Below are 19,493 nucleotides of genomic sequence, written 5' to 3' on the forward strand. Positions count from 1 at the left end.
TGACAGGGCTTTTTTTGGAGTTAACGATGCGCATCCCTTTCCTGTGTACTCTTCTTTTACTTTCTGGCTGCAGCCATATGGCCAACGATCGCTGGCAGGGACAGGACAAAGCCCAGCATTTTATAGCCTCTGCGATGCTTTCTGCAGCAGGAAACGAATACGCTCAGCATCAGGGTTATAGCCGTGATCGTAGCGCTTTTTACGGGCTTATGTTTTCAGTGAGTCTTGGCGCTACAAAAGAATTGTGGGATAGCCGGTCTGCTGGAAGCGGCTGGAGCTGGAAAGATTTTGCATGGGACATTGCCGGTGCTACGGCAGGTTATTCATTATGGCAACTCGCTCATTATTGATGATGCCCATGCCCCTTCCCTTCTTTCGCACTAACTGTATCAACGAGTTGGCAAAATTCCAGAATATGAGATTGCCGATTTTATTGAGGCGTGGCTACAGACGCAGTAAACCTCTGGCCAACGTATCAGGCTGGCTTGTTTTCTGCGCAGCTCACCCAAAAAACACAAGCAAAAAACCCCGGGCCTTGCGGACCGGGGTTCTTCTTTATTGATGCCTGGCAGTTCCCTACTCTCACATGGGGAGACCCCACACTACCATCGGCGCTACGGCGTTTCACTTCTGAGTTCGGCATGGGGTCAGGTGGGACCACCGCGCTAAAGCCGCCAGGCAAATTCTGTTATCAACATGCATCTCTGCACGTCAATTAATCTGTTATCAAGCTGAATATCGTCTCTTTCCGCCAAAACAGCTTCGGCGTTGTAAGGTTAAGCCTCACGGTTCATTAGTATCGGTTAGCTCAACGTATCGCTACGCTTACACACCCGACCTATCAACGTCGTAGTCTTCAACGTTCCTTCAGGACTCTCAAAGGAGTCAGGGAGAACTCATCTCGGGGCAAGTTTCGTGCTTAGATGCTTTCAGCACTTATCTTTTCCGCATTTAGCTACCGGGCAATGCCATTGGCATGACAACCCGAACACCAGTGATGCGTCCACTCCGGTCCTCTCGTACTAGGAGCAGCCCCCCTCAATTCTCCAGCGCCCACGGCAGATAGGGACCGAACTGTCTCACGACGTTCTAAACCCAGCTCGCGTACCACTTTAAACGGCGAACAGCCGTACCCTTGGGACCTACTTCAGCCCCAGGATGTGATGAGCCGACATCGAGGTGCCAAACACCGCCGTCGATATGAACTCTTGGGCGGTATCAGCCTGTTATCCCCGGAGTACCTTTTATCCGTTGAGCGATGGCCCTTCCATTCAGAACCACCGGATCACTATGACCTGCTTTCGCACCTGCTCGAGCCGTCACTCTCGCAGTCAAGCTAGCTTATGCCATTGCACTAACCTCCTGATGTCCGACCAGGATTAGCTAACCTTCGTGCTCCTCCGTTACTCTTTAGGAGGAGACCGCCCCAGTCAAACTACCCACCAGACACTGTCCGCAACCCGGATTACGGGTCTACGTTAGAACACCAGCCATTAAAGGGTGGTATTTCAAGGTTGGCTCCACGCAGACTGGCGTCCACGCTTCAAAGCCTCCCACCTATCCTACACATCAAGGACCAGTGTTCAGTGTCAAGCTATAGTAAAGGTTCACGGGGTCTTTCCGTCTTGCCGCGGGTACACTGCATCTTCACAGCGAGTTCAATTTCACTGAGTCTCGGGTGGAGACAGCCTGGCCATCATTACGCCATTCGTGCAGGTCGGAACTTACCCGACAAGGAATTTCGCTACCTTAGGACCGTTATAGTTACGGCCGCCGTTTACCGGGGCTTCGATCAAGAGCTTCGCGTTACCGCTAACCCCATCAATTAACCTTCCGGCACCGGGCAGGCGTCACACCGTATACGTCCACTTTCGTGTTTGCACAGTGCTGTGTTTTTAATAAACAGTTGCAGCCAGCTGGTATCTTCGACTGATTTCAGCTCCACGAGCAAGTCGCTTCACTTACCATCAGCGTGCCTTCTCCCGAAGTTACGGCACCATTTTGCCTAGTTCCTTCACCCGAGTTCTCTCAAGCGCCTTGGTATTCTCTACCTGACCACCTGTGTCGGTTTGGGGTACGATTTGATGTTACCTGATGCTTAGAGGCTTTTCCTGGAAGCAGGGCATTTGTTACTTCAGCACCGTAGTGCCTCGTCATCACACCTCAGCGTTAATAAGCGTCCGGATTTACCTAAACGCTCCGCCTACATGCTTAAACCGGGACAACCGTCGCCCGGCTAACATAGCCTTCTCCGTCCCCCCTTCGCAGTAACACCGAGTACAGGAATATTAACCTGTTTCCCATCGACTACGCCTTTCGGCCTCGCCTTAGGGGTCGACTCACCCTGCCCCGATTAACGTTGGACAGGAACCCTTGGTCTTCCGGCGAGCGGGCTTTTCACCCGCTTTATCGTTACTTATGTCAGCATTCGCACTTCTGATACCTCCAGCATCCCTCACAGGACACCTTCGACGGCTTACAGAACGCTCCCCTACCCAACAACGCATAAGCGTCGCTGCCGCAGCTTCGGTGCACAGTTTAGCCCCGTTACATCTTCCGCGCAGGCCGACTCGACCAGTGAGCTATTACGCTTTCTTTAAATGATGGCTGCTTCTAAGCCAACATCCTGGCTGTCTGTGCCTTCCCACATCGTTTCCCACTTAACTGTGACTTTGGGACCTTAGCTGGCGGTCTGGGTTGTTTCCCTCTTCACGACGGACGTTAGCACCCGCCGTGTGTCTCCCGTGATAACATTCTTCGGTATTCGTAGTTTGCATCGGGTTGGTAAGCCGGGATGGCCCCCTAGCCGAAACAGTGCTCTACCCCCGAAGATGAGTTCACGAGGCGCTACCTAAATAGCTTTCGGGGAGAACCAGCTATCTCCCGGTTTGATTGGCCTTTCACCCCCAGCCACAAGTCATCCGCTAATTTTTCAACATTAGTCGGTTCGGTCCTCCAGTTAGTGTTACCCAACCTTCAACCTGCCCATGGCTAGATCACCGGGTTTCGGGTCTATACCCTGCAACTTAACGCCCAGTTAAGACTCGGTTTCCCTTCGGCTCCCCTATACGGTTAACCTTGCTACAGAATATAAGTCGCTGACCCATTATACAAAAGGTACGCAGTCACCCTGATAAATCAAGGCTCCCACTGCTTGTACGTACACGGTTTCAGGTTCTGTTTCACTCCCCTCGCCGGGGTTCTTTTCGCCTTTCCCTCACGGTACTGGTTCACTATCGGTCAGTCAGGAGTATTTAGCCTTGGAGGATGGTCCCCCCATATTCAGACAGGATACCACGTGTCCCGCCCTACTCTTCGAACTCACAGTATGTGCATTTTTGTGTACGGGAGTATCACCCTGTACCCTGCGACTTTCCAGACGCTTCCACTAACACACAAACTGATTCAGGTTCTGGGCTGTTCCCCGTTCGCTCGCCGCTACTGGGGGAATCTCGGTTGATTTCTTTTCCTCAGGGTACTTAGATGTTTCAGTTCCCCTGGTTCGCTTCGTTAAGCTATGTATTCACTTAACGATAGTGCAACGGATTGCACTGGGTTTCCCCATTCGGAAATCGTCGGCTATAACGGTTCATATCACCTTACCGACGCTTATCGCAGATTAGCACGTCCTTCATCGCCTCTGACTGCCTAGGCATCCACCGTGTACGCTTAGTCGCTTAACCTCACAACCCGAAGATGTTTCGTAAAACACCCGCAGTGTTGCGAAAATTTGAGAGACTCGAACACACCGCTTATCTGCTCTTATTACGGAGAGCAGACACAGTGTGTCGTTTCAATTTTCAGCTTGATCCAGATTTTTAAAGAGCAAATATCTCAAACATGACTTACTGTTTACACAGTGCAATCAGTTTTGAGATACAGAGGTCGGCGACTTTCACTCACAAACCAGCAAGTGGCGTCCCCTAGGGGATTCGAACCCCTGTTACCGCCGTGAAAGGGCGGTGTCCTGGGCCTCTAGACGAAGGGGACGTGTAAGTCTCAATCGCAAGACGCCTTGCTATTTACTTTTCATCAGACAATCTGTGTGGACACTACAAAGGCAGGTTCTTCAGGTAAGGAGGTGATCCAACCGCAGGTTCCCCTACGGTTACCTTGTTACGACTTCACCCCAGTCATGAATCACAAAGTGGTAAGCGCCCTCCCGAAGGTTAAGCTACCTACTTCTTTTGCAACCCACTCCCATGGTGTGACGGGCGGTGTGTACAAGGCCCGGGAACGTATTCACCGTAGCATTCTGATCTACGATTACTAGCGATTCCGACTTCACGGAGTCGAGTTGCAGACTCCGATCCGGACTACGACATACTTTGTGAGGTCCGCTTGCTCTCGCGAGGTCGCTTCTCTTTGTATATGCCATTGTAGCACGTGTGTAGCCCTACTCGTAAGGGCCATGATGACTTGACGTCATCCCCACCTTCCTCCAGTTTATCACTGGCAGTCTCCTTTGAGTTCCCGGCCGAACCGCTGGCAACAAAGGATAAGGGTTGCGCTCGTTGCGGGACTTAACCCAACATTTCACAACACGAGCTGACGACAGCCATGCAGCACCTGTCTCAGAGTTCCCGAAGGCACCAAAGCATCTCTGCTAAGTTCTCTGGATGTCAAGAGTAGGTAAGGTTCTTCGCGTTGCATCGAATTAAACCACATGCTCCACCGCTTGTGCGGGCCCCCGTCAATTCATTTGAGTTTTAACCTTGCGGCCGTACTCCCCAGGCGGTCGACTTAACGCGTTAGCTCCGGAAGCCACTCCTCAAGGGAACAACCTCCAAGTCGACATCGTTTACGGCGTGGACTACCAGGGTATCTAATCCTGTTTGCTCCCCACGCTTTCGCACCTGAGCGTCAGTCTTTGTCCAGGGGGCCGCCTTCGCCACCGGTATTCCTCCAGATCTCTACGCATTTCACCGCTACACCTGGAATTCTACCCCCCTCTACAAGACTCTAGCCTGCCAGTTTCGAATGCAGTTCCCAGGTTGAGCCCGGGGATTTCACATCCGACTTGACAGACCGCCTGCGTGCGCTTTACGCCCAGTAATTCCGATTAACGCTTGCACCCTCCGTATTACCGCGGCTGCTGGCACGGAGTTAGCCGGTGCTTCTTCTGCGAGTAACGTCAATCACTGTGGTTATTAACCACAATGCCTTCCTCCTCGCTGAAAGTACTTTACAACCCGAAGGCCTTCTTCATACACGCGGCATGGCTGCATCAGGCTTGCGCCCATTGTGCAATATTCCCCACTGCTGCCTCCCGTAGGAGTCTGGACCGTGTCTCAGTTCCAGTGTGGCTGGTCATCCTCTCAGACCAGCTAGGGATCGTCGCCTAGGTGAGCCATTACCCCACCTACTAGCTAATCCCATCTGGGCACATCTGATGGCAAGAGGCCCGAAGGTCCCCCTCTTTGGTCTTGCGACGTTATGCGGTATTAGCTACCGTTTCCAGTAGTTATCCCCCTCCATCAGGCAGTTTCCCAGACATTACTCACCCGTCCGCCGCTCGTCACCCGAGAGCAAGCTCTCTATGCTACCGCTCGACTTGCATGTGTTAGGCCTGCCGCCAGCGTTCAATCTGAGCCATGATCAAACTCTTCAATTTAAGTTTGATGCTCTTGAATTAAACTTCGTAATGAATTACGTATGTTCACTCAGAGACTTGGTTATTCATTTAGCGTCCGAAGACGTTTAGAATCCATGTCACTTTGAGTGCCCACACAGATTGTCTGATAAATTGTTAAAGAGCAGTGCAACGCGGCTTTCGCTCACCGTTGCGAGGTCCCGTATAATACGTTTTCCTCATTCAGAGTCAAGCGTTTATTTTCGCTTTTCTCTGCCGGCGTTCATCGCTGAACCCCGCTGACCCGGCGGCTTGTGTTCCGTTGTTCCGTGTCAGTGGAGGCGCATTATAGGGAGTTATTCTGAGGCCGCAAGTATAAAGTGAAAATTATTTTCCAAACGTCTATTTTCCAGGCAAATTGATTTTTAAATAAACAACCAAGCTCAATTTCCAAACAAAAACGAGCCCCTAAGGGCTCGTTTTGCTGTTTCACGGCTTACTGTACTGCAACGATTCGGTCTTCGTTCACTTCCAGACGGATGATTTTCCCTGGCACCAGCTCCCCGGAAAGAAGCTGTTGTGCCAATGGGTTTTCAATCTGCTGCTGGATAGCCCGTTTCAAAGGTCGAGCACCATACACCGGATCGTAACCATTTTCGCTTAGCAACTTCAGCGCATCGTCAGAGATGTGGATTTCATAGCCACGATCTTCAAGACGTTTATACAAACGCTGCAACTGGATCTGAGCAATAGAAGCAATGTGTTTCTCACCCAGAGGGTGGAAGACCACAACTTCATCTATACGGTTAATGAATTCTGGACGGAAACTGTGGCTCACCACGCCCATCACCAGATCTTTCATATGGCCGTAATCAAGTTCGCCGAATCGTTCCTGAATCAAATCGGAACCCAGGTTCGAGGTCATAATGATAACCGTATTACGGAAATCGACCGTTCTCCCCTGCCCATCCGTCAGTCGACCATCGTCCAATACCTGCAACAGGATATTGAAGACATCCGGATGTGCCTTTTCCACTTCATCCAGCAGGATGACGGAATAAGGGCGACGACGCACAGCTTCTGTCAGATAACCGCCTTCTTCATAACCCACATATCCCGGAGGTGCCCCAACCAAGCGCGAGACGGAATGTTTCTCCATAAACTCCGACATATCGATACGCACCATCGCGTCATCGCTATCAAACATGAAGTTCGCCAGCGCTTTACACAGTTCCGTTTTACCCACACCCGTAGGTCCAAGGAACAGGAACGAACCAATAGGACGATTAGGATCAGACAATCCCGCGCGGCTACGGCGAATAGCATTCGATACCGCTTCGACAGCTTCATTCTGACCAATCACCCGATGATGCAGATCATGCTCCATACGCAGCAGTTTATCGCGTTCACCTTCGAGCATGCGGGCGACAGGAATGCCGGTCCAACGAGCCAGCACGTCGGCAATTTCGACATCGGTTACTTTGTTACGCAGCAGCCGCATCGTTTTACCTTCAGACTGCATGGCAAACTCGAGCTGTTTTTCCAGCTCAGGAATTTTGCCGTACTGCAGCTCTGACATTCGTCCCAGATCGCCTACGCGACGAGCCTGTTCGATTGCAATTTTCGCCTGCTCAAGCTCAGCCTTGATAGTCTGCGTTCCAGAAAGTGACGCTTTCTCCGCTTTCCACTCCTCTTCTAACTCGGAATACTGGCGTTCTTTGTCGTCCAGTTCCTCATTAAGCATATCAAGGCGTTTTTTACTCGCGTCATCTGACTCTTTCTTCAGCGCCTGCTGTTCCAGCTTAAGCTGAATGATTCGGCGATCCAGCCTGTCGAGCTCTTCCGGTTTCGAGTCTATCTGCATACGAATGCTGGATGCGGCTTCATCAATCAGGTCGATGGCTTTATCCGGCAGCTGTCTGTCGGCAATATAGCGGTGCGACAACGTTGCCGCCGCGACAATCGCCGGGTCAGTAATCTGCACATGATGGTGCAGCTCATAGCGCTCTTTCAGGCCACGCAGAATAGCAATGGTATCTTCAACTGTCGGCTCGGCGACAAATACCTTCTGGAAACGACGCTCAAGTGCTGCATCTTTTTCGATGTACTGACGGTACTCGTCAAGCGTGGTGGCACCCACGCAGTGCAATTCACCGCGTGCCAGAGCGGGTTTGAGCATATTGCCCGCATCCATGGCGCCATCGGCTTTACCTGCCCCGACCATTGTGTGCAGTTCATCTATAAACAGAATGACATTGCCTTCCTGTTTCGACAGATCGTTCAGAACCCCTTTCAGACGCTCTTCAAACTCACCGCGGTATTTCGCACCGGCCACCAGCGACCCCATGTCCAGCGCTAAAACACGCCGACCTTTCAAGCCCTCTGGCACTTCACCGTTAACAATTCGCTGCGCCAAACCTTCGACGATGGCGGTTTTACCCACACCTGGCTCACCGATCAGCACCGGGTTATTTTTGGTGCGGCGTTGCAGCACCTGGATGGTTCGACGAATCTCTTCATCACGACCAATGACCGGATCGAGTTTGCCCTGCTCGGCACGTTCGGTCAGATCAATGGTAAATTTCTTCAAAGCCTGACGTTGGTCTTCGGCTCCCTGGTCATTCACGCTATCACCTCCACGCATTTGATCAATTGCCTGACTCACGTTGGCGGTTGTGGCTCCGGCCGATTTCAACAGATCGGTCAGGGTGCCGCGTGATTCAAGCGCAGCCAGAACGAAGAGTTCTGACGAAATAAAGTTGTCCCCACGTTTTTGCGCCAGCTTGTCGCAAAGATTCAGTACACGCACCAGGTCCTGTGATGGCTGTACGTCACCACCGGTACCTTCTACCTGCGGCAAACGACTCAGTGCCTGATCGATGGCTGTGCGTAACTGGCCAGCATTAATGCCAGCAGACGTGAGTAAAGGACGTATCGATCCCCCTTCCTGATTCAGCAAGGCACTCATTAAATGAAGAGGTTCGATAAATTGGTTGTCGCGCCCCAGTGCGAGTGACTGGGCGTCGGCGAGAGCAAGCTGGAATTTATTGGTAAGACGATCCAGACGCATAACTCCTCCCATAACAGGTCAAATTTGCTACTGGAGATTAAATGAGGTCATCCCTCAATTATTCAAGGTTAATGACCTGAATTATGCGAAAAGAAAACGGCGCGTGCCGGATCGTCTTGATTCTCTAGGTTATATCAGCCAAATGAAACTTGCCATACGACCCGTGGTGTTGTCGCGACGATAAGAGAAAAAATCACCCTTTTCTGTGAAGGTACACCGATCGCCGCCGAAGATTTGCGTGATGCCGACATTGTTTAAGCGCTGGCGAGCCAGTTGATAAATATCAGCCAGATATTTATCCCCTTTGACCTGAAACGCACTCGCCGCCTGCGCATCTTGTGCAATGAATGCGTCCCGCACTTCAGGGCCGACTTCAAAGGCCAGTGGACCGATGGCCGGACCAAGCCAGGCAATGATGTTCTCCGGACGATCTGCAAAACATGCCACGGTCTCTTCCAGAACGCCAGCACACAGCCCACGCCATCCGGCATGCGCTGCTGCAACTTCTGTACCGGCTTGATTGCACAACAGAACGGGCAAACAGTCCGCAGTCATAACGGCACACACTGTCCCGGGAGTATTACTGTATGAAGCATCCGCACGTTTTGAGGTATAGGGCTCGCCCGTTAACGTCAATACGTCAGTGCCATGCACCTGCTCAAGCCAAACCGGTTTTGAAGGCAGATGCCCCGCCGCAAACATCCGCTTGCGGTTTTCGTCAACATGGTCAAGGTTATCGCCGCAGTGCGCACCTAAATTCAGTGACTCCCACGCATCCTGACTCACGCCGCCGATTCGGGTAGAACTACAGGCAGCCACACCCTTAGGCAGTGGCCACTCCGGGACAATGAGTTTGGTCATAACCAGTCCACTTTATCCTTATGCTCTTCAAAATCTGCACGCATCGCTTCGATGAGCTCGACCATATCCTGAGGAATTGGCGCATGCCATTCCATCTCGATGCCCGTAATGGGGTGATACAGACGCAGCATCGTGGCGTGCAAAGCCTGACGATCAAATTTACGCAGCGTGCTGATAAACTCTTCAGAAGCCCCTTTCGGTGGACGCGGACGTCCGCCATAAACCTGATCGCCCACCAGCGGATGCGTAATGTGTGACATGTGCACACGGATCTGGTGAGTACGGCCCGTTTCCAGACGCAGACGCAAACGCGTATGAATGCGGAAATGTTCCATAATGCGGTAATGCGTTACCGCGGGTTTCCCCATCGGGTGCACTGACATATGGGTGCGTTTGGTCGGATGACGGCTAATCGGTTCTTCTACCGTTCCGCCTGAGGTCATGTGACCAATCGCGACCGCTTCATATTCACGGGTGATTTCACGCAGTTGCAATGACTCCACCAGCCGCGTCTGCGCGGGAACGGTTTTTGCGACGACCATCAAACCGGTTGTGTCTTTATCCAGACGATGCACGATGCCTGCGCGCGGCACATCGGTAATCGGCGGATAGTAATGGAGCAGCGCGTTCAGCACTGTACCATCAGGATTGCCAGCGCCCGGGTGGACAACCAAGCCGCGAGGCTTATTGATCACCAGAATGTCATCATCTTCATAGACAATGGTAAGCGGGATATCTTGTGCTTCAAAACGCACTTCTTCATCAATTTCAGCATTGATGGCGACCACTTCCCCACCTAACACTTTCTCTTTTGGCTTGTCCCAAACTTTGCCGTTAACCAGCACGCGCTGGTCAAGAATCCATTCTTTTATGCGTGAACGCGAATAATCAGGGAACATTTCGGCCAAAGCTTGATCTAAGCGTTGACCGAGCTGATTTTCGGAGACTGTTGCGGTGAGTTCTACTCGTTGTGCCATAGACTGCTTCTTCGTTTAACGTTGGGTTTTACGGCTTTGCCGTATAATATAGTGTGCTATTGTAGCTGGTCTTAATCGGGAGCAGGAAAGAGATTCTCCCGGACAAACATTTGAGGAAAGTCAAAACGTCATGACGCGCATGAAATATCTGGTGGCAGCGGCCACGTTGAGCCTGGCTTTGGTGGGCTGCTCCGGTTCAAATGAACAGGTCCCTGACAATCCGCCGAATGAAATCTATGCGACTGCTCAGCAAAAACTCCAGGACGGTAACTGGAAACAGGCCATAACGCAACTGGAAGCGCTGGATAATCGTTATCCATTTGGTCCTTATTCCCAGCAGGTACAGTTAGATCTTATCTACGCCTACTACAAAAACGCCGATCTGCCGCTGGCTCAGGCAACAATTGATCGCTTCATGCGTCTGAATCCGACTCATCCTAACATTGATTACGTCATGTATATGCGTGGCCTAACCAACATGGCGCTGGATGATAGTGCCCTGCAAGGTTTCTTCGGTGTGGATCGTTCTGACCGCGACCCGCAGCACGCACGCGATGCCTTCAACGATTTCTCAAAACTGGTACGCGGATATCCAAACAGCCAGTACATCACCGATGCGACCAAGCGTCTGGTGTTCCTGAAAGATCGTCTGGCTAAGTATGAATACTTCGTAGCCGAATACTATACCCGCCGTGGTGCATGGGTGGCAGTGGTGAACCGCGTAGAAGGAATGCTGCGTGATTACCCTGATACTCAGGCGACCCGCGACGCGCTGAAGCTGATGGAAAATGCCTATCGCCAGATGCAGATGAACGCTCAGGCAGAGAAAGTGGCGAAGATCATTGCCGCGAACAGCAGCAATACCTGATTGCTTTACGCCATGCAAAACGGCAGCCCATGGGCTGCCGTTTTTTTTAATCATTTCATCGCTTGTTAGGGCGATCTAGCCCCGACCAATCCTATCAACTATGGCTGCAAATCCGCACTTCGACAAGCAAAAAGACGCGTGTTCCTGTCGAGCCTCACAAAAAAGGTTCCCTGACAAAAAGTGACAAAAATACGTGATTTAGATCACACATTTTGACATTGGGAAAGGTATGCTGGAATCACTAAGACGGAAAGACAAGAGGTAACTTTTATGACAGTGAACATTACCAGTAAACAAATGGAAATTACTCCGGCAATCCGCCAGCACGTCGCAGACCGTCTCGCCAAACTGGATAAATGGCAAACACACCTGATTAACCCACATATCATTCTGTCTAAGGAACCGAAGGGTTTTACCGCTGATGCAACTATCAATACTCCTAACGGCCATCTGGTCGCCAGCGCTAAACACGAAGATATGTACACGGCTATCAACGATTTGATCAACAAGCTGGAACGGCAGCTCAATAAAGTGCAACACAAAGGCGAAGCCCGTCGCGCCGCTACATCGGTGAAAGACGCAAGCTTAGCGGAAGAAGTTGAAGAAGAGTAATCCTTTAAATTGAGTGTACCGCCAACGCGCCTTCGGGCGCGTTTTTTATTGACAGAATGAAAACAGTACGGGTACTTTAGAGCTATCACTCACAGGATGAATTCATGAAATATACCCCGTTTTTCTTCGCATTCTTTTTTACCTTCCCCTGAATGGGAGGCGTTTCGTCGTGTGATAAAGAATGCGAAGACGAACAACAAGGCCTCCCAAAACGGGAGGCCTTTTTTTATGATAACAATAAACGAAATAGGCAACGCTATGACATCGGAAAACCCGTTACTGGATCTGCGAGTAAAAATCAGCGCGCTGGACGAGAAACTACTGGCACTGCTGGCAGAACGCCGTGCGCTTGCAGTCGACGTGGGTAAAGCCAAGCTGGATTCCCACCGCCCGGTGCGAGACATCGATCGTGAGCGTGATTTGCTGGAACGCCTGATTCAGCTTGGTAAAGCCCATCATCTTGATGCGCACTACATCACTCGCCTTTTTCAGCTCATCATCGAAGATTCCGTTCTCACCCAGCAGGCGTTGCTGCAACAGCATTTGAATCAAACTAACCCGCACTCAGCGCGCGTGGCCTTCCTCGGGCCAAAGGGTTCGTATTCCCATCTTGCTGCACGCCAGTATGCGGCACGTCATTTCGAAGAGTTCATTGAGAGCGGTTGCGCAAAATTCGCCGATATTTTCAATCAGGTCGAAACTGGCCAAGCTGATTACGCCGTCGTCCCGATTGAAAACACCAGCTCCGGGGCGATAAACGATGTCTACGATCTGCTCCAGCACACCAGTCTGTCACTGGTTGGTGAGCTGAATATCCCTATTGATCATTGCGTTCTGGTTTCGGGTTCAACCGATCTCAGCCAGATCAACACGGTCTACAGCCACCCGCAGCCGTTCCAGCAGTGCAGTCAGTTCCTGAATCGCTATCCGAACTGGAAAATTGAGTACACCGAAAGTACCTCAGCAGCGATGGAAAAAGTCGCACAGGCTAATTCGCCAACCGTTGCGGCGTTGGGCAGCGAAGCCGGCGGTGCGCTGTATGGATTGCAGGTACTGGAGCGGAACCTGGCAAATCAAACGCAAAACATCACCCGCTTCGTGGTCCTGGCGCGCAAAGCCATTAACGTATCTGAACAGGTGCCTGCCAAAACGACGCTGCTCATGGCAACGGGTCAGCAAGCCGGTGCGTTGGTTGAAGCGCTGTTGGTTCTGCGTAACCACAATCTGATCATGACCAAGCTGGAGTCCCGTCCAATCAACGGAAATCCGTGGGAAGAGATGTTTTATCTCGATATCCAGGCCAACCTGGAGTCCGCGTCCATGCAGAAAGCCCTGCGTGAACTGGGTGAAATCACCCGTTCAATGAAGGTGTTGGGCTGTTATCCAGGCGAAAACGTGGTGCCGGTCGATCCCGCTTAACGTTCGATAAAGCGGATTTTCTTCATTCCTGCCACGTTGACTGGCAGGGTGAAGATCGCGCCAGAAAGTGGATATTCAGCCACCTCTTCAGCGTCCATATTCTCCCGCGTCGTCGTGATAAACAGCGTTTTCATGTCATCCCCACCAAAGCAGACCATCGTCGGACAACGCACCGGCAGTCGATATTCTTCCAGCTGTTCACCCTGGGGTGAAAAACGGGCAATACGCCAGCCGTCGAACAGCGCACTCCAGTAGCACCCTTCAACGTCCATCGCCGCACCGTCAGGTATTCCCTCTCCCTTTTCAAACCGGCGAAAGTCTTCACGCGTACCCGGTTCACCGTGTTCATTTAACGGCGTACGGTAAATCACGCTATTGGGCGTATCCGAGGTAAACATCCATCCGTGGTCCGGGCTAAACGCCAGGCCATTATGCCCGTGGATATCACACTGAATAACGTGAGGGGTCAGGTCGTTATCAATACGCATCAGTATTGCGCCGTTATAATCCCCCGGCCCCCAGAATGTCCCTGCATAAAAACGCCCAAGATGATCGGTCCCGCCATCATTAAAGCGTGCCAGCTGAGGATTGGAGGGGTTGTCGCAAACTTTGCGCTGGAGCAAACCTTGTTTGTCAGCAAGCCAGATCGCATTACGCATTGCCACGATAAAACCGCCCTTTTCGCGTAATGCAAAACACCCGACCTCTTCGTGGAAAGACAGCACAGAGTGAGCAGCCGTCGGGAGATGATACCGATGAATCTCACCTTCCAGAATATCCGCCCAATAGAGTGCATTCTCGCACTCACTCCAGGTAGGGCATTCAGGTAAATGCCCGGTGTAATCAAACAAAACGTGCGGTTCAACCATGACCCATCCCCAAAATGAAAAAAGCCAGCTTAGCTGGCTTTTAGTATATACATCACTGGGCTACTGGCGACTATCGTTCGCCTGGCGCAACAAGGTACGGCTTTCGTTCTGAAAACGTTTCGCGTAATCCCCAAACCAGTGCTCGACCTTACGGAAACTGTCGATAAACGCCTGCTTGTTGCCTTGTTCAAGTAACGCGATAGCCTCACCAAAACGCTGATAATAACGTTTGATCAGCGCCAGATTATTCTCTGACGACATAATAATATCCGCGTAAAGCTGCGGATCCTGCGCAAACAGACGCCCCACCATGGCCAGTTCGAGACGGTAGATCGGTGACGAGAGCGCCAACAACTGCTCAAGCTGAACGTTCTCTTCTGCCAGATGCAAGCCATAGGCAAAGGTCGCAAAGTGGCGCAGCGCCTGAATAAATGCCATGTTCTGATCGTGTTCTACAGCGCTAATGCGATGTAAACGCGCGCCCCATACCTGAATCTGTTCCAGGAACCACTGATAGGTTTCGGGCTGACGACCATCGCAGTATACGACCACCTGTTTTGCCAGACTGCCGCTGTCCGGGCCAAACATGGGGTGTAATCCCAATACCGGGCCTTTGTGCGCCTTCATCATCGCCTGGAGTGGACCATTTTTTACGGACGCCAGATCAACCAGAATGCAGTCATCCGGGAGCGGAGGGAGCCTGGCAATAATCTGCTCAGTAACATGAATCGGCACGCTGACGATAACCATGCCCGCATCAGCCAGCAAATCTGCCGCACGCGCCCAATCCTCTTTTTCAAGAATCCGCACTTGATAGCCAGAAAGCGTCAGCATTTTCTCAAACAGACGCCCCATCTGGCCACCGCCACCCACAATCACCACCGGGCGCAACGACGGACACAGGGTTTTAAAGCCTTTGTCGTTCTCGCTGGAGTAAGACTCACGCATCACGCGGCGTAGTATATCTTCAATTAAATCAGGGGAGAGCCCCATGGACTGCGCTTCATCACGTCGCGACGCCAGCATTGACGCCTCACGCTCTGGCACATAAATCGGCAAACCGTATTTGCTTTTCACTTCACCGACTTCAGCGACCAGCGACATGCGGCGTGCCAGAAGATCCAGCAGCGCCTTGTCCACTTCATCAATTTGATCGCGCAGTGCGGTCAATTCTGCAACCATAAAAACCTCTTAAGCCAGACGCGTCGCCAGTTGACCATTCAAATCTTTGTGGATCTCACGCAGCAAGGCGTCTGTCGCTTCCCAACTGATGCAGGCATCCGTAACGGACACACCGTGTTTCATCGCACTGCGCGGCTGTTCCGACGACTGATTCCCTTCGTGGATATTGCTCTCAATCATCAGACCAATAATAGAACGGTTACCATCTTTAATTTGTGCGACTACGGATTCCGCAACCGCAGGCTGGCGACGGTAATCTTTGTTCGAATTACCATGGCTGCAATCTACCATCAGAGCAGGACGCAGTCCCGCCTGTTCCATCTCTTTTTCACACTGCGCCACATCAGCGGGGCTGTAGTTCGGTGCTTTACCACCACGCAAAATCACATGCCCATCCGGGTTACCCTGAGTTTGCAGCAGGCAAACCTGCCCGGCCTGGTTAATCCCGACAAAGCGGTGCGGCATGGCAGCAGCACGCATGGCGTTGATCGCGGTGGCCAGACTGCCGTCGGTGCCATTTTTAAAACCAACCGGCATCGACAGGCCAGAAGCCATCTCGCGGTGGGTTTGTGATTCGGTTGTACGTGCACCAATCGCAGACCAGCTAAACAGATCGCCAAGGTATTGCGGGCTATTCGGATCGAGCGCTTCAGTCGCCAGTGGCAGCCCCATGCTGACCAGTTCAACCAGCAGGTGACGCGCAATCTTCAGGCCGGATTCAACATCAAACGAGCCATCCATATGCGGGTCATTGATCAAGCCCTTCCAGCCCACGGTGGTACGAGGTTTTTCAAAATAAACACGCATAACCAGGTAGAGGCTATCGCTGACCTCTTCGGCTAACACTTTAAATCGACGAGCATATTCAATCGCGGTTTCAGGATCGTGAATTGAGCAAGGGCCACACACCACCAGCAGGCGCGGATCGCGACCAGCAATAATGTCTGAGATGGTCTGGCGCGACTGCTCGATTTGCGCTTCTTGATCAGAACTCAGTGGGAATTCCCGCTTTAACTGATCCGGAGTGATCAAAACCTGCTCGTCGGTAATATGTACGTTGTTCAGCGCGTCTTTTTGCATGATGGCGATCCTGTAATGCTCGTTTGCGATAGTGTTTTCCTCAATGAGGTGAACTCACAATACCACAAGAAGTAAAGATTTCAATCCAAAATCCGTAAATTTTAATTTACACTAGGCATATTTCGGCAAAATAATCTCGTCAAAACCGTAAATATAAAATTACAGTCGTATTTCTAAACGCCAGGCTATGCTGAACGAAAAGGAGAATAATTATGCGCCCACTGGTTTTCGCCCTGCTGGCACTGCTTTTGACAGGCTGTCAAATCAATCCCTATACCTTCCAGCCAACCTGGACCGGCACCAGCTGGTTTACTGCCGGCAAAGAAGATGCCATGAACGGTGCGTCGGTAAAAAGCAATGAAACGCTCGCCGATAATTTTAACGATCCCGATGTCAATCGTAGTGAATATCTTCGCGGCTATGCGGATGGCCAGAAAAGAATATGTACTGAAGATTTTGTCTATGCGTGGGGTCTCTCGGGGAAAATATTCCCAGCCAGTTGCGATACAGCAGAAAATTCGGACTTATTGCGTCACGCCTGGCAAAAAGGGATGGATGAAGGCTTACGCGCTTCCAGACTTAATTGACTTTATCGCATAGCGACTGTATTCAATGCAGCTTTAGATTTTACTTAAGTCAAGCGAACAACAATTTCACATAATGACGACTCCGGTAAAAAATGATATTCTGCTGATAATATTGAGAGATATATTTCAGAGCGGTGTGGCGGTTTCGTGTGAGACATTATTTTTCGATCTCTTTATGCCAACTGACACTGGCGCTAATACTTCTGACTGTCGGAGGGGAAACGCTCGCCGCAACGCAGACGTCTACGGATAAGTCAGTCCGCGCGATCGTCTCTGGTATCGTCAGTTATACCCGCTGGCCATCGCTCTCTGGTCAGCCCAAGCTCTGTATTTTTGCCTCTTCACGCTATGCTCAAGCGCTCAGTGAAAGTGGGTCTGTTCCCTTACCCTATACTCCGCTGATTGTTCATAACGACGCTGAAGCACTCAATGCCACTTGCGATGCTATTTATTTTGGGAACGAATCCCCCGCAAGCCAGCTTGAATTAATAAATCGTTATCAGGGAAGAGCGTTGCTATTAATCGCCGAACAAAACACTGAATGTGTTATTGGCAGCGCATTCTGCTTGATAATTAATGAAGACGCAGTTCGATTTTCTATAAATCTGGATGCACTTTCGCGCAGTGGTGTCAGGGTTAATCCAGAAGTGTTAATGCTTGCCCGGAATAAGAAGCATGAATAAGGAATCCACTTCAACGTCACGACCAACATTTAAAAGAACGTTAAGACGTATCAGTATGATTAGCGTCGTTATCACTATGACCCTGATATGGCTGTTATTATCGATTGCCTCCGTTGTCACGCTAAAACAATATGCGCAAAAAAATCTCGAATTAACCAGTGCCACCATGAGCCGCAGTCTTGAGGCTTCGCTGGTGTTCAACGACGCAGCAGCCGCCACCGAGACGCTTGCTATGCTGGGCAAACAGGGGCAGTTTGCCGTAGCCGAAGTGCTCGACGCACAGGGTAAACGTTTTGCGCGCTGGTCATGGAATCCCAACGATAATCCTGACGCGCTGGGAACGCTGGTCAGCCGCCGGTTATTCCCCACGCCTGCGGTTCAGGCCGTTTTACACAACGGTCATGCTATTGGTGAAGTGCGTATTACTGCGCGCGACAGCCTGATCAGCCACTTTATCTGGATGTCTTTCGCCGTTCTGACGGGATGTATCCTGTTCGCTGCCTTTGTTGCACTGTCCATCACGCAGTCTCTGCATAACGGGATAGTCAACGCGCTACAAAACATCACTGATGTTGTGCATGACGTTAAATCGAATCGCAACTTTTCACGTCGGGTGGAAGAAGAGTGTATTGAAGAATTTCATCGCTTCGGCCAGGACTTTAATAGCCTGCTGGATGAAATGGAAGAGTGGCAGCTTAAGCTACAGGCGAGAAATGCGCAGTTGATGCGAACCGCGATGCATGACCCCCTGACCGGTCTTGCAAATCGTGCCGCCTTCCGCAACAGCATTGCGGCGCTGATGAAAGACTCTTCTGCACAAACCAATTCCGCGCTGCTGTTCCTTGATGGCGATGACTTTAAGCTCATCAACGACACCTGGGGCCATGCGGCCGGGGATTGTGTGTTGATTGAAGTGGCGAACCGCATGGTTGAGTTTGGTGCGAAACGTCATCAATCGTACCGCCTGGGTGGAGATGAGTTTGCCATGATTCTTTACGGCGTCCATTCGGCAACAGACGTCCAACAACTTTGTGCAGCCCTTTCGCAGCAATTCCTCCGTCCGTACGATCTTCATAACGGAAACACCGCAAACATGTCACTCAGCATTGGCTTTGCTCTTACGTGGGAAAATACCTCAGTAGAGGCATTACTGGAGCAAGCCGACCGTAATATGTATCTGGTGAAAAACCAGCGTACAAAAATAATATCTTAAAAAGGAATACGTTATGTTCAGGCGATATCTCGCTCCGGTTTTATTAGCATCAACAATTCTGGCGGGCTGTCATACTCCCCCTCCGGGAAAATTTACGCCAGAACAAATCGCTGCGATGAAGTCTTACGGCTTCAATGAAATGAACGGTGACTGGTCACTCGGTCTCTCTGACAAAATTTTATTCGGCAAAAATGAGTCGCAACTCAGAGCGGAGAGCGAGCAGCAAATTCAGTCGATGGCTACACGCCTGGCGGGAACGGGGTTAACCCACGCTCGAATGGATGGGCATACCGATAACTACGGTGAGGATAGTTACAACGAATCCCTGTCGTTAAAGCGGGCAAACGTGGTGGCTGATGCCTGGGCTAAAGGGGCAAATATCCCGCGCAGCAATCTCACTACACAGGGATTAGGTAAAAAATATCCGGTCGCCAGCAACGCCACGTCGCAAGGACGCGCTGAAAACCGCCGTGTTGCGGTGGTGATCAGCACGCCTTAAA

Annotated in this window: 15 protein-coding genes, 1 tRNA gene, 3 rRNA genes and 1 other annotated feature; of the genes, 9 read left to right on the forward strand and 10 right to left on the reverse strand. The window is 51.2% G+C overall.

Annotated elements, in window-relative coordinates:
* Positions 1 to 26: 26 nt before the first annotated feature.
* Positions 27 to 350, forward strand: a complete 324-nt coding sequence (locus tag I6L74_RS02860) for a YfiM family lipoprotein (protein ID WP_059179489.1) — start codon at positions 27 to 29, stop codon at positions 348 to 350.
* Positions 351 to 563: 213 nt separating this feature from the next.
* Here I6L74_RS02860 and rrf read toward each other — a convergent pair.
* From rrf to rluD, 7 genes are all read right to left on the reverse strand, one after another.
* Positions 564 to 679 (reverse strand): 5S ribosomal RNA (gene rrf, locus I6L74_RS02865).
* Between the two features lie 93 nt (positions 680 to 772).
* A 23S ribosomal RNA gene (locus tag I6L74_RS02870) occupies positions 773 to 3,683 on the reverse strand.
* 231 nt (positions 3,684 to 3,914) lie between these two features.
* Positions 3,915 to 3,990, reverse strand: a tRNA-Glu gene (locus I6L74_RS02875).
* A gap of 84 nt (positions 3,991 to 4,074) precedes the next feature.
* Positions 4,075 to 5,614, reverse strand: a 16S ribosomal RNA gene (locus tag I6L74_RS02880).
* The 16S, 23S and 5S rRNA genes sit together here with 1 tRNA gene alongside, the layout of an rRNA operon.
* 454 nt (positions 5,615 to 6,068) lie before the next feature.
* Positions 6,069 to 8,642, reverse strand: coding sequence for an ATP-dependent chaperone ClpB (gene clpB, locus I6L74_RS02885; RefSeq protein WP_059177805.1), 2,574 nt, complete (start codon positions 8,640 to 8,642; stop codon positions 6,069 to 6,071).
* 129 nt (positions 8,643 to 8,771) lie between these two features.
* Positions 8,772 to 9,503 carry a purine nucleoside phosphorylase YfiH gene (gene yfiH / locus I6L74_RS02890; protein ID WP_059177804.1) on the reverse strand — a complete coding sequence of 244 codons (732 nt, stop codon included), beginning with the start codon at positions 9,501 to 9,503 and terminating at the stop codon, positions 8,772 to 8,774.
* The gene (rluD, locus tag I6L74_RS02895) at positions 9,500 to 10,480 is read right to left on the reverse strand and encodes a 23S rRNA pseudouridine(1911/1915/1917) synthase RluD (RefSeq protein ID WP_059177803.1); all 981 of its coding nucleotides are present in this window, start codon (positions 10,478 to 10,480) and stop codon (positions 9,500 to 9,502) included. Before rluD ends, yfiH begins: the two co-directional genes overlap by 4 nt.
* 130 nt (positions 10,481 to 10,610) lie before the next feature.
* Between rluD and bamD the strand changes: the two genes are divergently transcribed.
* From bamD to pheA, 4 genes are all read left to right on the forward strand, one after another.
* Positions 10,611 to 11,348 (forward strand): outer membrane protein assembly factor BamD, encoded by a 738-nt coding sequence (bamD, locus tag I6L74_RS02900; RefSeq protein WP_059177802.1) that lies wholly within the window; start codon positions 10,611 to 10,613, stop codon positions 11,346 to 11,348.
* Between the two features lie 270 nt (positions 11,349 to 11,618).
* On the forward strand, positions 11,619 to 11,960 hold the full coding sequence (gene raiA / locus I6L74_RS02905; protein WP_059177801.1) for a ribosome-associated translation inhibitor RaiA: 342 nt from the start codon (positions 11,619 to 11,621) through the stop codon (positions 11,958 to 11,960).
* Positions 11,961 to 12,063: 103 nt separating this feature from the next.
* Positions 12,064 to 12,189, forward strand: a sequence feature (Phe leader region).
* Positions 12,065 to 12,112 carry a pheA operon leader peptide PheL gene (gene pheL / locus I6L74_RS02910; RefSeq protein ID WP_106379811.1) on the forward strand — a complete coding sequence of 16 codons (48 nt, stop codon included), beginning with the start codon at positions 12,065 to 12,067 and terminating at the stop codon, positions 12,110 to 12,112. It overlaps the preceding feature by 48 nt.
* 29 nt (positions 12,190 to 12,218) lie before the next feature.
* Entirely contained in the window at positions 12,219 to 13,379 is a 1,161-nt protein-coding gene (pheA, locus tag I6L74_RS02915) for a bifunctional chorismate mutase/prephenate dehydratase (RefSeq protein ID WP_059177800.1), read from the forward strand.
* On the opposite strand, the gene I6L74_RS02920 is transcribed toward pheA, so the two are convergent.
* Genes I6L74_RS02920 through aroF form a run of 3 tightly spaced genes read right to left on the reverse strand, consistent with a single transcriptional unit; the run spans position 13,376 to position 16,510 of the window.
* Entirely contained in the window at positions 13,376 to 14,248 is an 873-nt protein-coding gene (locus I6L74_RS02920) for an SMP-30/gluconolactonase/LRE family protein (RefSeq protein WP_059177799.1), read from the reverse strand. The two genes, pheA and I6L74_RS02920, sit on opposite strands and share 4 nt — an antisense overlap.
* A gap of 60 nt (positions 14,249 to 14,308) precedes the next feature.
* Positions 14,309 to 15,430 carry a bifunctional chorismate mutase/prephenate dehydrogenase gene (gene tyrA, locus I6L74_RS02925; RefSeq protein WP_059177798.1) on the reverse strand — a complete coding sequence of 374 codons (1,122 nt, stop codon included), beginning with the start codon at positions 15,428 to 15,430 and terminating at the stop codon, positions 14,309 to 14,311.
* A gap of 9 nt (positions 15,431 to 15,439) precedes the next feature.
* Positions 15,440 to 16,510 carry a 3-deoxy-7-phosphoheptulonate synthase AroF gene (aroF, locus tag I6L74_RS02930; RefSeq protein ID WP_059177797.1) on the reverse strand — a complete coding sequence of 357 codons (1,071 nt, stop codon included), beginning with the start codon at positions 16,508 to 16,510 and terminating at the stop codon, positions 15,440 to 15,442.
* A 212-nt stretch (positions 16,511 to 16,722) separates the two neighbouring features.
* On the opposite strand from aroF, the gene I6L74_RS02935 reads away from it, so the two are divergent.
* The 4 genes from I6L74_RS02935 (at position 16,723) to I6L74_RS02950 (ending at position 19,492) form a co-directional block, all read left to right on the forward strand.
* The gene (locus I6L74_RS02935; protein ID WP_059177796.1) at positions 16,723 to 17,097 is read left to right on the forward strand and encodes a DUF2799 domain-containing protein; all 375 of its coding nucleotides are present in this window, start codon (positions 16,723 to 16,725) and stop codon (positions 17,095 to 17,097) included.
* Positions 17,098 to 17,246: 149 nt separating this feature from the next.
* Entirely contained in the window at positions 17,247 to 17,780 is a 534-nt protein-coding gene (gene yfiR, locus I6L74_RS02940; protein WP_082691901.1) for a regulatory sequestration protein YfiR, read from the forward strand.
* The gene (gene dgcN / locus I6L74_RS02945; protein WP_059177795.1) at positions 17,773 to 18,993 is read left to right on the forward strand and encodes a diguanylate cyclase DgcN/YfiN; all 1,221 of its coding nucleotides are present in this window, start codon (positions 17,773 to 17,775) and stop codon (positions 18,991 to 18,993) included. Before yfiR ends, dgcN begins: the two co-directional genes overlap by 8 nt.
* A 13-nt stretch (positions 18,994 to 19,006) precedes the next feature.
* Positions 19,007 to 19,492 (forward strand): OmpA family protein, encoded by a 486-nt coding sequence (locus I6L74_RS02950; RefSeq protein WP_059177794.1) that lies wholly within the window; start codon positions 19,007 to 19,009, stop codon positions 19,490 to 19,492.
* The last annotated feature ends 1 nt before the right edge of the window (position 19,493 follow it).

The sequence above is a fragment of the Lelliottia amnigena genome (assembly GCF_019047465.1).
Classification (GTDB): Bacteria; Pseudomonadota; Gammaproteobacteria; order Enterobacterales; family Enterobacteriaceae; genus Enterobacter; species Enterobacter amnigenus.

Bases quoted from the DNA above. Each gene is read 5' to 3' on its own strand.
- I6L74_RS02860 (WP_059179489.1), top strand. From the start codon at position 27: ATGCGCATCCCTTTCCTGTGTACTCTTCTTTTACTTTCTGGCTGCAGC.
- clpB (WP_059177805.1), bottom strand. From the start codon at position 8,642: ATGCGTCTGGATCGTCTTACCAATAAATTCCAGCTTGCTCTCGCCGAC.
- yfiH (WP_059177804.1), bottom strand. From the start codon at position 9,503: ATGACCAAACTCATTGTCCCGGAGTGGCCACTGCCTAAGGGTGTGGCT.
- rluD (WP_059177803.1), bottom strand. From the start codon at position 10,480: ATGGCACAACGAGTAGAACTCACCGCAACAGTCTCCGAAAATCAGCTC.
- bamD (WP_059177802.1), top strand. From the start codon at position 10,611: ATGACGCGCATGAAATATCTGGTGGCAGCGGCCACGTTGAGCCTGGCT.
- raiA (WP_059177801.1), top strand. From the start codon at position 11,619: ATGACAGTGAACATTACCAGTAAACAAATGGAAATTACTCCGGCAATC.
- pheA (WP_059177800.1), top strand. From the start codon at position 12,219: ATGACATCGGAAAACCCGTTACTGGATCTGCGAGTAAAAATCAGCGCG.
- I6L74_RS02920 (WP_059177799.1), bottom strand. From the start codon at position 14,248: ATGGTTGAACCGCACGTTTTGTTTGATTACACCGGGCATTTACCTGAA.
- tyrA (WP_059177798.1), bottom strand. From the start codon at position 15,430: ATGGTTGCAGAATTGACCGCACTGCGCGATCAAATTGATGAAGTGGAC.
- aroF (WP_059177797.1), bottom strand. From the start codon at position 16,510: ATGCAAAAAGACGCGCTGAACAACGTACATATTACCGACGAGCAGGTT.
- I6L74_RS02935 (WP_059177796.1), top strand. From the start codon at position 16,723: ATGCGCCCACTGGTTTTCGCCCTGCTGGCACTGCTTTTGACAGGCTGT.
- dgcN (WP_059177795.1), top strand. From the start codon at position 17,773: ATGAATAAGGAATCCACTTCAACGTCACGACCAACATTTAAAAGAACG.
- I6L74_RS02950 (WP_059177794.1), top strand. From the start codon at position 19,007: ATGTTCAGGCGATATCTCGCTCCGGTTTTATTAGCATCAACAATTCTG.